Annotated in this window: 12 protein-coding genes and 3 pseudogenes; 2 read left to right on the plus strand and 13 right to left on the minus strand. The window is 41.1% G+C overall.

What is annotated here, in order from left to right:
• Positions 1–86: 86 nt before the first annotated feature.
• On the minus strand, positions 87–1,091 hold the full coding sequence (locus JOE45_RS07945) for an AI-2E family transporter (RefSeq protein ID WP_210020706.1): 1,005 nt from the start codon (positions 1,089–1,091) through the stop codon (positions 87–89).
• Between the two features lie 233 nt (positions 1,092–1,324).
• A pseudogene (locus tag JOE45_RS07950) lies at positions 1,325–1,501 on the minus strand (Lin0512 family protein); the annotation flags it as partial.
• Between the two features lie 562 nt (positions 1,502–2,063).
• Between JOE45_RS07950 and JOE45_RS07955 the strand changes: the two are divergent.
• A complete protein-coding gene (locus JOE45_RS07955) occupies positions 2,064–2,966 on the plus strand; it encodes a manganese catalase family protein (protein WP_210020704.1) in 903 nt (300 codons plus the stop codon).
• 245 nt (positions 2,967–3,211) lie between these two features.
• Here JOE45_RS07955 and JOE45_RS07960 read toward each other — a convergent pair whose 3' ends face one another.
• From JOE45_RS07960 to JOE45_RS08000, 8 genes and pseudogenes are all read right to left on the minus strand, one after another.
• Positions 3,212–3,994, minus strand: coding sequence for an alpha/beta fold hydrolase (locus JOE45_RS07960; protein ID WP_210020703.1), 783 nt, complete (start codon positions 3,992–3,994; stop codon positions 3,212–3,214).
• 289 nt (positions 3,995–4,283) lie between these two features.
• Positions 4,284–5,742: pseudogene (locus tag JOE45_RS24150) on the minus strand (IS110 family transposase).
• 568 nt (positions 5,743–6,310) lie between these two features.
• Positions 6,311–6,532 carry a hypothetical protein gene (locus JOE45_RS07975; RefSeq protein WP_210020700.1) on the minus strand — a complete coding sequence of 74 codons (222 nt, stop codon included), beginning with the start codon at positions 6,530–6,532 and terminating at the stop codon, positions 6,311–6,313.
• A 131-nt stretch (positions 6,533–6,663) separates the two neighbouring features.
• On the minus strand, positions 6,664–7,080 hold the full coding sequence (locus tag JOE45_RS07980; RefSeq protein ID WP_210020699.1) for a YkvA family protein: 417 nt from the start codon (positions 7,078–7,080) through the stop codon (positions 6,664–6,666).
• Positions 7,081–7,347: 267 nt separating this feature from the next.
• Positions 7,348–7,641, minus strand: a complete 294-nt coding sequence (locus JOE45_RS07985; protein WP_210020698.1) for an RNA polymerase alpha subunit C-terminal domain-containing protein — start codon at positions 7,639–7,641, stop codon at positions 7,348–7,350.
• A 672-nt stretch (positions 7,642–8,313) separates the two neighbouring features.
• A complete protein-coding gene (locus JOE45_RS07990; RefSeq protein WP_210020697.1) occupies positions 8,314–8,775 on the minus strand; it encodes a RidA family protein in 462 nt (153 codons plus the stop codon).
• Between the two features lie 187 nt (positions 8,776–8,962).
• Positions 8,963–10,510, minus strand: coding sequence for an AbgT family transporter (locus JOE45_RS07995; protein WP_210020696.1), 1,548 nt, complete (start codon positions 10,508–10,510; stop codon positions 8,963–8,965).
• Positions 10,511–10,584: 74 nt separating this feature from the next.
• Positions 10,585–11,829 (minus strand): M20 family metallopeptidase, encoded by a 1,245-nt coding sequence (locus JOE45_RS08000; RefSeq protein WP_210020695.1) that lies wholly within the window; start codon positions 11,827–11,829, stop codon positions 10,585–10,587.
• A 355-nt stretch (positions 11,830–12,184) separates the two neighbouring features.
• Here JOE45_RS08000 and JOE45_RS08005 point away from each other — a divergent pair, with 355 nt between their 5' ends.
• Positions 12,185–12,823 carry a helix-turn-helix transcriptional regulator gene (locus JOE45_RS08005; RefSeq protein ID WP_245246792.1) on the plus strand — a complete coding sequence of 213 codons (639 nt, stop codon included), beginning with the start codon at positions 12,185–12,187 and terminating at the stop codon, positions 12,821–12,823.
• Between the two features lie 497 nt (positions 12,824–13,320).
• On the opposite strand, the gene JOE45_RS08010 is transcribed toward JOE45_RS08005, so the two are convergent.
• The 3 genes and pseudogenes from JOE45_RS08010 to JOE45_RS23490 all read right to left on the minus strand — a co-directional run.
• Positions 13,321–14,634, minus strand: coding sequence for an erythromycin esterase family protein (locus JOE45_RS08010; protein WP_210020694.1), 1,314 nt, complete (start codon positions 14,632–14,634; stop codon positions 13,321–13,323).
• Between the two features lie 120 nt (positions 14,635–14,754).
• Complete coding sequence (locus tag JOE45_RS08015) at positions 14,755–15,045, minus strand: GIY-YIG nuclease family protein (protein ID WP_210020693.1); 291 nt, start codon at positions 15,043–15,045, stop codon at positions 14,755–14,757.
• A gap of 31 nt (positions 15,046–15,076) precedes the next feature.
• Positions 15,077–15,258: pseudogene (locus JOE45_RS23490) on the minus strand (DUF6530 family protein); the annotation flags it as partial.
• Positions 15,259–15,291 lie beyond the last annotated feature (33 nt).

A 15,291-nucleotide genomic window follows, 5' to 3' on the forward strand; every position in this document is an offset into this window, starting at 1 on the left:
ATCTCTGCATATCATAAACCGCCGCGGTGTGCTGCTTCATAAATTCATGCGTTCCTCGGGTTCAAGACCAGCTGCCAAAACATCGATTATTCCGCCGTATCGACATCAATGATATCTAATACAAAGATAAAGATAGGAATTCCCACGATCAAGCCCCATATGCCCAGGTAATGCTCTGAGAAAATGAGAATAACAAACGTATAGAACATAGGAAGATTCACTTTAGAAGACATCAGTTTCGGATTTAAGAAATAACCCTCCAGGAAGTGAAGCACAGCGATTATGGATAGCACATAGATCACCATCAGATGTCCGCCTATTGTATACCCGATGATACATAAAGGAATTAATGAAATTAAAAAACCCACTACGGGAACTAAACTAAGCAGGAAAATCATAATGGTTAGAGCAAACAGGTAAGGAAAGCCTAGAATCCATAGTCCGATAATCGTAAATACAGTATTGCATAGAGCAATAAGCATTTGAGCTTCAATGACTTTCCCGAAAGACAGAATGAATTTCTTACCAAAATACTCGAACTCTTCATAAAGCCAAGAAAGCTTGCTTCTTTTTAACCTGGAAGTAAATGCAATAATTCTATTTTTCTCAAGAATAAAGACAAAGCTCAGAACGATCGCCAAAACGAATGTTGTTCCCCAATTACTTATTCTAAGAATGTATTCAAAGCCTTGTTTTACGTAAGATTGCAAATTCAAGTCTTTCAAGGTTCTGTACACATATTGGGATAGTTCATCTTGGGGGACTGGCATATTCGTTAATCCGACCAGAATATCTTTTAATTGTTTGATTTGCACATAGACCTTCGGCAAGTAATTAATGATTGCGATAACGAATATGGTAACCATAATCAGATATAACAATATAATGATGACCTTACTATTGACAATCACGTATTTACTTAATTTTCTCGTTAGAACTTGCTGAAGACTGTTCATGATGTAGATTAATAAAAAGGTTAACAGAATCAAGTTCAGCATGTCCCTTATACTAAATAGCAAAATACATATAACGATAATGATGAAGAATCGTCTTACCGTTAAATTTAAAAAGAATCGCCTAATATTCTCCACCCATTCATCTCCATTCAAGTCACCCGCCAATTTTCTCTCTACTCTAGTCTACAAGATGAAAATTGGTTAGCGCAATGATAAATACGCAAGCAGGCATCTAGAATTATAAAAATTCTTAATTTGTAATAAAAATAAGCCGAATTTTCATTTTTGATGAAGTTTCTACCTAGCGAGTTATAGGACAATTTACCCTCCACATAAAAGTAAGTAAAAATGTAGGGGGCTTAGCGGGTTCAAATGATTCGGTCCAATCTAGCCTCCTTGTCAGCAGGAACGGCCAGCCTTACCTTCACTTTCATGTTATGTATGTCGTTATTGGGAAGAACCGATCGTAGACCAGGCATTGAATTATGGTGTATGGAATTTTGAACTGCCCTGACGGCTGCCTTTGTCACGTTTTGCCCATGTAGACGAAAATATTTTTACACTTACACATGTGATATTCCAGAATTAATTAGAAAATGGAGCCCGCAAACCCGCGTGGCTCCATTTTTGTTGTTACGCATAAATATGCAAAGACTTTCAGCAACCTAACAGTTTTTTTTCGCTGTATCCTACTCATTTTTGCTCCCCTTTTCTGAGAGAACCAAAAATAAAAAAGCCGCGCAGCGCGCGATATATGTTCTTGTCCCTCGACAAGTCCATTCTTCAATAGTAAAGCAATTCATCCCAATCATTTTCAACATAAACTTTCAGTTGAATCAACAGCTAACTTTAAGAGGAATCTTCCATTGGCCCAACAGGAAACTTCATTCTAAATCCAAACGCTATCCGCGTGTAACCGCAGCCGAGTTGACTCCTAGTGGACGCCGATCTACAGAGTCAAGGGACACACTTGTCTCGCTGGTATCTTCATTAGTTTATGAGTTGTATAACACGCCACATCCTAGTAAACCACTCTAATGTTTTATAATTATAGATTAGGTGTAACTATATTACGTAAAGAATAATCGTAGAGAGGATGAGAAGTTAATGTTCAAACGCATGGAGGAAATAGCGATTGAGATTCCTGAGGTTGAGAAGCCGGATCCAAATGCTGCTGCTGCCGTACAAGAACTGTTAGGCGGGAAGTTCGGAGAAATGTCGACGTTGAACAATTATCTGTATCAATCCTTTAATTTCCGTTCAAAGAAAAAACTTAAGCCTTTCTACGATTTGGTAATGAGCATAACGGCTGAAGAACTTGGCCATGTCGAGTTGGTATCGCATGCTATCAACAATTGTCTGAGAGGTTCAACAGAAACTAAAAAACCGGATGCTACTCCGCTCGATTCCGTTAAAGATGCGCGCTTGTCTTATCACTTCTTGGCTGGGGCTCAGGGAGCTATGCCGTTCGACTCCATGGGTAATCCATGGACTGGAGCCAATGTGTTTAACAGTGGTAACTTGGTGGAAGATTTGCTTCATAACTTCTTCCTGGAATGTGGAGCCAGGACTCATAAAATGAAAGTATACGAAATGACGGATCATCCGGCTGCACGCGAAGTTGTAGGCTTCCTCCTTGTGCGGGGCGGGGTTCACGTTGTTGCCTATGCTAAGGCATTAGAAATCGCAACAGGAGTAAATGTAACAAAATTAGTACCGATTCCATCTTTAAGCAACAAGTCATTTAACGAAGCCAGGAAATATGAGGAAAAAGGTGTGCACACGAAGCTATATACGTGGAGTGATAGCGACTTTAACGCGATCGATCAGATCTGGAAAGGTACGCATCCTGAGGATGACCTTCCACTTGAAGTAATTCAAGGCGCGCCAAAAGGCGTACCGATTCCTGAAGCCCCTGCCCTCGAAGAGGAATTCGCACCTGGAATCTCCACTGAGGACTTTAAGGCAATCGCAAAACGACTCAAAATGGCTGGTAATATTACTGAATAACTTTTGGCGGCCCTCAAAAACTGTTGATAAAGTTACCAAGAGATGACCCCTGAATTCATAAGGGGTCATCTTATTTAATATATCCACTGTAAACGATGAGCGTAATCAAAGGTATACTTGTTTTATTATATTATCTCAATTAAATTTTCATTATCTTCACTTTTTCACTAGATTCGCTCTAATTCCAGCCTTACCACTAATATCTGCTTCAACTTTCCTCTTGAATTGGAATGATAACATAGACGTTAGCCAATAAATTGTGTCAATAGCTGGTTAAACTTTTCACGTTCTTCCCAGAAAGGGCCATGACCGCTATATTGAAACGGGACAAGCAGTGAATTTCTTATTTTTTGATTTAGTTCCTGAGCTTGTTCAAATGGAATCACTTTGTCATGAATGCCGTGAATTATTAAAGTAGGGACAAATATTTTTTGCAGATCAGCGTACATCTTTTCATCTCTTAGTAAAACTATGATTGCCGCGGTTGACCAACCTGCCGCCTGTAATCCCAATTGAAAAAACCAGTCCCCAAATGGGCCGGTTATATACTGAAAGAAAAAGATGTCTGTTATTCCCCGCAGCATCTTAGGACGGTCATTTAACGTTTCAGTAAGAAGTTTATTAGCTGTTTCTGTTGTAAAGCCTATAGGAGCTGCAGCGTCTATAAGGACAAGTTTGGATACTCCGTACCCATTGTATCGCGCCATATAACGAATCGCGATCGCTCCACCCGTGGAGTGACCCGCGAGAGTGAAGTCGTCTAATTGAAGTGCACCAACTACAGTGCGGATATCATCTGCCAATCGGTCATAATTGTAGCCACTCATTGGTTTATTTGATTTACCGAACCCCCTCCAGTCTATTCCTATACAGCGGTATCCCATTGCGGGAAGAACATCAAACTGATATTCAAACTGTTCATGGCTTAACGGCCACCCATGTATAAACACTATGGTCTTGCTTCCCCCAGGGTTTATATCTTCTACATATATACTTACGCCTGGTTCTACACTAACAAAGTATCCCACGCCGATTCCTCCGTATAATTAAAGTGGCACATCACCATTAAGATACTCAACTAGGCAAACATAGGTGAATGCCTATTCCTTGTTTGTACGCGATATCGGCGGAATTGGACGGTGTTTGCTGTACTTTTCTGCCCTTTCGTAGCTTAATACCCTCCGCCAGTCTAATGTAGTGTAGCGTTTAGAAAAATGTAAATGAGCCCATCACCGTAATTTGGAAGCTTCTTATTTCCAATTTCACATGGCAATGGGCTATTTATGTTCAGTGTAAAACAGTGTAAGATGCTGTCGTTTATAAGACATCGTCATCTGCTAACTCATCCGCTTGGCGTTCGTAATCTTCTAAATTAGCTGGGAGCTTTAATCTAACTTTATCACCGTCAAGGATTACTCCCATTTTGCTTGCGTGTTTGAAAGGATCATCCGGTTCATTGTTTTTAAGGCATGAGTATAAAACTTGGGCAATCTTACCGCATACATGCCCTATTGCTTTTCTCTTCGCCATTCCTCGATCAACTAATCGCATATAGTAAACACGAAAACTATTTTCACTTATTTTTGGAGATATTAGTAGCAAAGTCATTAAGAATAGAACTCTGCGAGTATCTCGAACACCCTCGTATGTCTGCCTACTCTTAAAAACGGATATGCCCGAGATTTTATTCTCCGCAGCTACACCAAGGTACTTTTTAAGCTCTAAATATGTTGAGAAACGTTCAATATCACCAATAGCACCGATAAATGTACAGGCCATAGATTCACTCATGATAGGGAAGGACATAAGTATCTTTGTATAAGGATGAGGGTAATATCCTTTTTCTTTATCACCATAAAGCAGGGAAGCTATCTGTTTATCCATGCTTTTTATCGCTTCATCTATACGAAAAGCTTCTTCAATTAGCCACGTTTGCCGTTCAGCTAGGTGTGGAATATTCAAGGCTAATGTGTTGGGTAACAGTTCTGCCAAGGTCATAGAGGCTTTTGTAGCTATAGTCTTTGCACCAATTGTTATTAGAGTTTGCCTAAGTTCATCCTGAGTTACCTTGGCCATTTCTTGCGCTGTAGGATACTTCAGAGCTAATTTGAGGACACTTAACGCACCTGTTTTTTTAAAAAGCTCGTTTAAGTTCAGGATTGGTTACAGAAAATAATTGCTGGACTTGATTCTTACGTCTCGTTAATTGAGTAGTAAGTAACCAGCGATCCCTAGTTAATGTGCGATATAAAACTTGCTCTGCACTTGCAGGACGAACTATTCGCACCGAACGCATATCAGGATGAAGGGTTTTGTGCCATCCCATATATGCCATAATTCTAGCATCAATTTCATCGGATTTTTCATTAAGTCCTAGCTGGCGTTCGCGAAAATCCTTTACAGCTTTATTTTCAACCTGATATATAGAATAGCCTCGATCTAATAGAACTCTAACAACTAAATATGAATAATGCCCACCAGTTGGTTCCAGTAATATAAAGAAATCCTGGGGTTTATACCCGAATTGTGCTTGAATATCTTCTAAAGCATGGATAAACTTTGTAATCCCTTGGCTATCCGAGTTAAACTTCATTGTTTTACTGCGTTTCCATTCCTTCTCACTGCGGAACTTTTCAAATGGAATGCAAGCAGCAACATGGAAATCCGAACCAATATCTATTCCAACATAGAAGGGATAAAAAGCTCTTGAGTTGTCTTGGTCTTCAATAATGCTCGTATCCGTAAGCATAAAATTATTCAACTTATGATCACCCATTCGAAACATTTGCACCAGATTAACCAAGTTTTCTTAAGAGCTCCGCAATGGGCCCAATGTAGCATGTCAGGTTTTAGATTCGGTGCATTACCCATAATAAACTGAGAGGTCGAGAATCCGCCTCAATAACTTTAAAGGGCTTCTATTAAGTTCTTTCGACATAAGGAAACAATTTCCTGCTCCCTCTGTTAAGTTCTTTGTTTTTCTATGCAAAAAAACCTGTCATTTCGACAGGTTGAATAATCATCAAATGTGCAGCGCCAAAAACATGGAGCGCCTCATTTCTGTTAAAGAAGTCCAGGAGGTGCCGGCTCCAAACCTATTCTGGGCGGTTGTTCCCTGAGAGGTCACTGCACAATTATATATACGCCTATTAGGGGGCTAATTCCTTCTAAATACCGTACCAGTTACCACAAATTCTTTATAGAAGTCTTTCTAAGCTCCACATTAGACTCAGAGGTTAACTGGTACTAATGTATTTTAGCATGTTGCTCAAAAGTGGTAAAAGCCAATTTATTGAACTAACGTTCCCGTTAGTTTAGTCTCTACCATCGATTTTTAAATTGAATTACAGCTTCCCCTGCTTTATCCAAGACCAAATTCGGTAAGAGCCAAGTAGTGCAATTAATAGCAATAAAATAAGGGTAACAAGCCATATTCCAAGTCGGTTGATATCGGTTAGCCCTTCTGCATTTGCAAACACAAACACAGAGAGACCCAAGAAAAAAATGTACATTAATACATTCGGAATAATCCAAGCAATTCTTAGTCCCATATTTGGTTTATTCATGCCCCGCCTCCTCGGTTGGTTGCTGATTAATTATACGTTTCCAAGGATTGTAAGTTCCGCTAATCTGCCCGATAGTTGAGCAGGCTGCCGATTATGCTGGTAGCCTGCTGTCATGGTGCTATCGTTCTCCGTTACTTCAACAGTCCATAAATATACCAGCCACTCCATACTGCCAGTGCAATCCAAAGGGCAATTATGAGTGTGCCTGTGATCCAGTTCTTGGGTTTGCCTAATTTTCTTTGTTCCTCTGCCCTTGCTCTATATTCTTCAAGCACTTCTTTCGGAAACAGTCTAAGGGCAATGTAAACACCTAGCGGAACAAGAATTAAATCATCTAGGTATCCAAGAATCGGTATAAAATCCGGTATCAAATCCACTGGACTAAACGCATATGCAACAACACAAATTGCAAATATTTTCGCAAACAATGGTACTCGTGGGTCACGATACGCCAAATACATAACCATCAAATTTGATTTAAGTTTCTTTACCATCGTTTTCAATTTAATTAATAATGATTGCTTTTTTTCTTTTACGGTAACGTCCATTATCAAATCATCCTTTTAGATGGAGTAATTCTACTTTAACACATTTGTATGCTCTAAAAGAGATGGTTATTTTATTACGTTCATTAAACTATCCTGCCAGTTACTTCAATAAACCAGGGAGCAGCTGCCGTAGCCGGTCTGCTTCCTGGTTTGTTGCGCTATTGTTCTCCGTTAACTTAATGAGTTGTGATACGATTCAGAGATTTTTTCATTAGGCAATATATTTCTGGTGATCGAACTGGAGTAATGGTTAATCTGATCGACATGTTATTTCGATTTCTTAAAGGATAAACCAAGCTCCTCCAATGCGATTCTTAGCTTTGGAATCGTACTCGGACCGACTCCATGTAGCTTCAAGATATCCGACTCAGCATACTCTGACAGGCGTTGGAGTGAGGTAATATCGTTCCGTTCAAGAGCCCTTCGGGCAGGTGCACCTATCCTGGAGAGAAAATCACTTTCGATCTCTCTTTCTGCCTCGCATATAGGGCAAGTTGGGCAATCAGAGCTTTTATAGTAGTTGTGACCATTTTTACAAGTCCTCAAGGTTGTATTCGCCATCGTAATTGTCCTCCTTTTCATGAAACCCTTTATTCCCAAGTATAACATTTTGGAGTTTATTAAGTTTCTCATAAATTGCTTGATTGTACGTTTGGCTTACGAAGCTGAAAGACACGAGGGACGCTTCATCAATGTCTTCAGCTTATTGAGCAATTCTGCCCGTTAGTTTAATAAAAAGAACGCTCCCGCGCCTTCGCTTGGGCTACGTCCTCCTCATTAATTCCATTTCCAATTACCTATTAAAGGACGTACGCGAGTAGCATGTAGTGCTTAAACAGGGGACTTATCTTAACTAAGCACTAAGAAAATTCTTTATTTTCTTAGTCTACAACTATTTTTTCTTAGTCTAATACTTTATTTTCTCTGAACAAATATGACTGAATCTCTTTCTTCGCATGATCTTCAAAGATAATCTGGTACAAAAAATTCACCGTCCCGTCCTCACACAAAGAAAGCCCGGCTGTGAACTCCGGGCTTTTCTTCTATATCCAATCGATCTCCCTGCAGTTAATGAATTAATCCCGGGTTCCTGCTTCGCGTATTCCCTTTAAAAGTAGGTCTCAAGATGTACATCTGCTAGCACTAAAGGTAAAAATGTAAAGAATGGGACCCAATTATGATACAGGGTCCTTTCACCTCTTCAATAAGTTTCCATCCTCTTCATTAAATATTCTACTCGATCTCTACAATCAGTTCTATTTCTATCGGTGTATTGAATGGCAATTCATTTGCGGAGACTGCCGAGCGGGCGTGTTTTCCTTTTTCCCCAAACACTTCGACGAGCAGGTCAGATGCTCCGTTAATGACATAAGGCTGCTCAACAAACCCCTCTGCTGAATTCACAAAGGCCAGCATCTTTACCACCTGCTTGATACGATCAAGGTCTCCAAGAAATTCCTTCAGTACTGTGATGATGTTAATCATCCCTTGACGAGCAGCTTCTTTACCTAGTTCCAGCGTTAATTCAGATCCTACTTTTCCCTCATACATCAATTTCCCATTAACGCGGCAGTCAAATCCTGATGTGTAAACGAGATTGCCAACCTGCTTCACAAGAACATATTGGGCAATAGGTGCAGGCACTGTGCTGAGAATAATTCCTTTTTCTTCAAGAACTTTTTCGATTTTTGCCAAGCGAGTCATCTCCTTCATAAAGTGTAGAGTAAGTAATAAGCGGATACAGCCTATCAATTACTGTCCATAAAAGAAGCTCACACGCCATTATCCTTTGAATGCGGCTTCAATTATTAACTTCAGATTTTCGCATGTTCCACGCCAAGAAACCCTGTCTTATAAGATAAAACGCTAACGAATATTTATATTACATTGATAATTGATAATCCATTTCGACCCCAGGTCCGAGAGGAAGCCCCAATACATACCAAACGATAAACATGGCAACATAAACCATCAAAAATGAGATGGAATAAGGCAATAGATTGGCTATCAAAGTTCCCATCCCGACATTTTTCTTGTATCTATGAACAAACCCCAACAAAATTACAAAATAAGGCATCAGCGGTGAAACCGCATTGGAGATGGAGTCCCCGATTCGGTATGCCAAATAGGTAACCGAAGGATGTGTGTCCAGAAGCATGAACATCGGCACTAAAATTGGTGCCATTAATGCCAATTTCCCCGCATGACTTGGCATAATGAGGTCCAGCAAAGCAGTAAACAAAATGGTAGCCAATATCAAGAAAAAGATGGGAATACCCGAGGACTTCAATATCTCTGCCCCATTGATCGCAGAAATTAATCCGAGATTGGACCACTCCATGAATTTAATCAATTGGCTTAAAAAGATTGCTACTAGAATATATCCGGCAAACCCGCTTATTCCCTCTGTCATGATTCTAACTGCGTCTTTATCCGAACGAATGGATTTTGTTTTAATGCCATAAGCTAAGCCAGGGAAGAAAAATGCTCCCGCGACAATTAAAATAATGGAAGACATAAATGGAGAGTTGAGTACACTCCCGCCTTCTCCGCGCAATATTCCATTGGATGGAAGCACAAGCAGTAAAATAACCACAATATATAAGAGCAGTGCGATCCCCGCATAGTTAAGCCCTGATGTTTCTTCCTTTGTAATTTCTGTTTTCTCTAAGATAACTTCGTTCATCTCTTCCGAATTGTAATGTCCAAGCCGTGGCGAGACTATTTTTTCTGTTACAAAAAATGCTGTTAAAGGGAGAAGGAAAGCACTGATGAACGTAAAATAAAAGTTGCTGACTATGGGAACGGATATTCCGGGATCAAGCAATCGAGCTGCTTGTTCGGTGAATCCGAATCCTACCACTTCCACTACACCCAGAAAAAAACTAGAAGCAAAGCCTGCCGCAACACTGCCATATGCTGCGATGATACCCACCAAGGGGTTTCTGCCCGTTGCGTAAAACAGCATCCCTGCTAATGGAGGAAGAACCATGAAGCCTGCATCAGATGCCACACTGGAGCTGACGCCAACAAATACAACGACAAGAGTTAAGTATTTTGCTGACAAGTTCACGAAAAATCTGCGCAAAATGGTAGAAATTAAGCCCGTTTTCTCTAACATGGAAATACCAAGTATGATGATTAATATATCCGTTAACGGGCGAAATCCCATAATATTAGTTTGAAAGCTCGTGAATACTTTTGCCAAGCCTTCTTTACTCAAAATGTTAAATGCCTGAACTTTCTCTTTTGTAACCGGATTGACAGCCTGCCAATTAAACAAATGGCCTAAGTATGAAAACAGCAAAATGATGAAACAAAAAATCATAAAAAGAAATATAGGGTGTGGAAGTTTGTTCCCCAAAGCTTCAATCCAGCCCAGGAATCCTTTTTTATTACTGTTCTTGACTGCATTTGCTGGCATGCTCATGTTAATTCCTCCTGTTGATAATGTGTTTACATATCTTCATTATCTCAATGCACAGAGCAATGTCCGTCATCCGCTTATTCATAGGTTTCTTCAAAACCACAGAATTCTAATGCAGTAAGTACATACAAAATAACAGCAGGAACAAGTTGGGAAATCTCAATCGACTCTTTGTCGGAATGAGCATAGCTTATGTCTCCCGGTCCCAAGAGCAAGGTCGGAATGCCTCCTAATCCATATAACAATCCTGAATCCGCCCAGAAATTTACCCCTTTCACTTCCTGATTATGGCCTAATATATGACGGAGATGTTTACTTGCAATTTGAACCAAATCATGATTGGAATCAATCTCCATCGGGGGCCGCGGCATTGGGATATAATTTACATTCACCTCTATATTAGACATCGTTCTCTTAACACTTTCTGCAGCCTTGCGAACATCTTCAGTCACTTGTTCGATCGTTTGATCGGGATTCCAACGGATATCTATATATACCTTGCAGTTATCCGGAACAGTGCCGGCGAATGTGTCGCTTTCTCCCAATAGAAACGGCTTATTGCCTTGGGCACACCCTTGAATCAATCCAACGTTTATGGTGGGTGCTCCCACCAATGGATGGTTAAGCTGTGAATATGCAGGTATTAGTTCATTTTGAATTGTGTGTATAAAGCAAGCAGCCGCATAAATCGCATTAACCCCTATCTCAGGTGCACTTGAATGAGCCGATTTCCCTTTAAACTCAACTTCAAAATAATCAATCCCCTTATGGGCTGCTACAGGATGGAGTAAAGTTGGCTCACCAACAATAGCTGCATCGGTTGTGGGACCATGTTGGATCAAGTGACGCGAACCTTTACTGCTAGCCGCATCTTCATCAATCACGCCGGCAAATATAAGATCACCTTTTAATTTAATCCCTAGACGGTTCAAAATGATTAACGCGTAAGCCATTGTACCGACACCAGATTTCATATCTGCAGATCCTCTGCCGTGCAATACCCCATTTTGAATCTGGGCAGAGAACGGATCCTCCATGCCAAACGGGGGTACTGTGTCAATATGTCCATTGAGCATCAAGCTCCTTCCCCCGCCTGTTCCCTTCAAGCTCGCAATTACATTTTCTCGGCCGTCAATCACCTCCTGCAAATAGGACTCAATTCCTTCATGATCAAAAATCTCTTTTAATTTCTTTGCGATTTCTTTTTCTCTTCCCGTATTAGCCCAATGGCTGGGAATCATCACTAATGTCCGTACTAACTCTAAAATTTCATCTTTATCTACCGCTTGCAGGACAGATTGATATAAGTCTTCTGATATCAAAGGGTATCCCTCCTGATCAGTTTTTTGATTTTACTGTGGTGATAATGGTCTTATATATAGTAAGAATTCCAATGCATATTACAAATTTTTTTTAATCCAAACTAATTTTTTTTCTGAAATGAATCTCGCCGGATAATTCTTCATAGATTAAAATAACCGCCGTATCCTTTACGACCGATCTTGTGTAATAAAGTATAGTAATTGGATTCAATGATCATCGCTTTCGCTGACCATTGAATGTTTCCTATCGAATTTTATGGATGAGTCGATTATTGAGAGCTGGATCTTCCTGTGATCACAATGAAATTGACTTCTCTAGGCAAATCACTTTATTTAGAAATTGGAGTGAATAAGGTTGAACCATGTTGGTGAAGAAAAAAAATTTCTATCCTCTTTAATGCGAGGTATAACTGCTCAGTTTGGAGACAAATGTGAAGTTGTGCTGCACGACTTGACAGGCGGTTACGAGCACACGATTGTAGCGATCGAAAATGGACATATTACAGGCCGCAGGGTTGGGGATCCTGGCAGCAACCTTGGGTTAGAAGTTTTAAGGGGGACCGTGCAGGATGGTGATCGGTACAATTACGTCACACAGACCAAAGATGGAAGGATCCTTCGCTCTACTTCCATTTATATTAAAAATGACGAGAACCAAACCATTGGCGCCCTTTGTATAAACTTTGATATATCCGAATTGCTGGCTGCAGAAAATACGATAAAATCGTTAACAATGCACAGCTTTGATCAGGAGGTAAGAGAAACATTTGTCACTGACGTCAATGAGCTGTTGGATTTCTTGCTGCAGGAATGTCAGAATGAAATCGGAAAACCAGTATCCCTTATGAGCAAAGACGAAAAAAGCAAAGCAATCGAGTTTTTGGATAGAAAGGGTGCTTTCTTGATAAAAAAATCTGGTGAAAAGGTATGCAGCTTTTTTGATATATCTAAATTTACTTTATACAGCATTTTGGAAGGCGTCCGCACAGAATGACACACTGGCTGTAACCCTTGCTTTTTCTCCTCTGTCTATAGCATTTTCGGAAAATCCCCTTCTTAGCCATTACAATACACTAACTTTTTTTAAAAAAACGAGGTCTAGTGGAGATTCCCACTAAGACCTCGTTTCGTATTAAACGATTCAAACAAGGCATTAGAATCAGCTATTACCAAACAAAAGGAGCAGGCAGAAAGAGTAAAAATCCCTTTACGAAACTCCATACAAAAGTCCCTATGGCACCAACCAGTGCCACCATGATGGCTATGAAACTGGACAGCAAGCCAATTTGTATGATCTTCTATCAAACTATCAACATCCATTTTCAGTAATTCTACATTTTCAATTTTGTCACCCTTGAATCTGATTTGAAGGGTTTCTACTCTATTTAATTATACAATGCTTCAAAGTAAAAAATCCCTTCAATGTAAATGTTGGATCGCTTCATGCGAACCTTTATCTACTTTAGCAGGGATCATCATATCAAGTCATATTTATTTTTGTGGAACCAGAATACCCGTATCTTTTGCGCCAAGCTCCGATGTTTTCATATCGGGCTCTAACGAAAGCGGAGACAACGCTTTCGTCTGATCGATATAAATAAAAGCGTCATAACGCTTCGAAATGATTGTAGGAACGTAATTTCCGTATTCCCTCTGAGGGTGGTACACGACGCCGATTGCCCGGTGACCGATGGTGGTCTCCTCCAAAACGGACTCCTTTTTGTCGAAAAAGATCAGCTTGTCCTCGGCCCCGTCCCGGTGCAGTAGTTCCTCCCAGCTATTCGAGACAGCCGGCGGCACGCGCATTTCCTCCAGCGGAGCCCCCCAAGCCTTACCTGCTATGACAGTGCCCTCATACGTACCGAAGCCGATGGCATATACGTCCTTGCCATGATTCTCCCGAAGCAGTTGACCAACATTGACCATCCCCTCCTCCACCATATCCGTCGCCCGAGCATCCCCAATATGGGTATTATGTTCCCAAACGACGGTACGAGCACCCTCGCCGTGAAATTCCATCAATTTCTCCAAAACCTCCACCATGTGGCGATCCCGTATATTCCATGAATCGGAATCATGACGGATCATCGTTCGGTAGTACGCCTCCGCTCCCTTCACCGCCAGCGCGTTCAGTTCGGCGCTAAGCGTCTTCTCCTGATCTTGCGGATGGACATCCTTCCATTTATCCTGCAACCGGTGAAGAAGGTCGACAACATCGTCCTCGCAGCCTTCCCCGTATAGAGAAGCCGAAATTCCGTACGATTGCTCGTCCCCGCCGTAAGGCTCGAAGCACTCAAAGGTTCGTATAGCCGCTTGCAGGTCTGCGCGGTCCTTCGTACTGAGATATTTCAGTATTTCGTTCATTGATTCCCAAAGACTATACAAATCAATCCCGTAGAAACCGACCTTCTCCTTGTAGGACTTGTCAGCATTATACTGACGAAGCCATTCCGCAAACGCCAGGATTTCTTGGTTCGCCCACATCCAGGTAGGCCATCGATTGAAATCCTTTAACGCTTCCCTCGCATCGTCTCCGGTATCGGGGTACCCTTTCACGTAACGGTTCAACGTATAGCATGAGGGCCAATCCCCTTCGACCGCTATGAATCGGAAACCTTTTTCCGTAATAAGACGTTTCGACAGCTCTGCACGAACGGTATAAAACTCCGAGGTTCCATGAGAAGCTTCGCCGAGTAACACGTATTTGGCATCGCCTGCCTGATCGATCAGCCGGTTCGTTTCTTCCCCTCTAACAAAAGGTCTTGCCAGCTTACGAATGGAATGCATAATCAACTTGTCATTCATCAACCTTTACCCTCGCAGTTCTGTCGGATTATTTCTACCAAAGTTTGCACGTATCCGGAACAAAACATGCATTGTGCCGTTCAATAACAATGTAAGTCAAAGGCGAGAATCCCGCTTGGGTTAGTTGTAACCCTTGTCCCCGTAGGGCTGAAGTTTTTTATTCCAAAGGCCGAGTAGCGCGTTTACCTCTTCCCGATACGTTTTCAGTCCGGATAAGTCGGTTAATATTTTATATTCTGTAATCGCATTCATATTCGTCTGCTTCAAGAAGTCCAGCCGGTTTATGGAGCCGTCCAGGTCCATGCTGCCGTCTACGAATATTTTACCGTTCTTCACATTTCCGATCTGATAAACGCCCATCGGCCGAAACGTTTGTTTGTAAGCTGTGGCGAACTTTTTTTCTAGTGCCAAGAGTCTTCCTCCTATCGTACCATTCATTAATGCCCATATCCTTCAAAATTCTTGATAAAGTACCCAACCGTTTTCCAATAAGCTCATCATTATCACTGAGAGCTTGGCTGAACAGTTAGTATCCTCGTTAATCCTTTCGTTATCCGTACATACGGCCACTGTCATTGCATCCCCTTGTAAACCGACTCTATCAATAACGGGATTTTGGGGATCCTGCACAAGTAAGCTGTCGTAACCGGTTAAAGT

Origin of the sequence: Paenibacillus sp. PvR098 (genome assembly GCF_017833255.1) — a bacterium.
In the GTDB taxonomy this organism is placed as follows: Bacteria; Bacillota; Bacilli; order Paenibacillales; family NBRC-103111; genus Paenibacillus_G.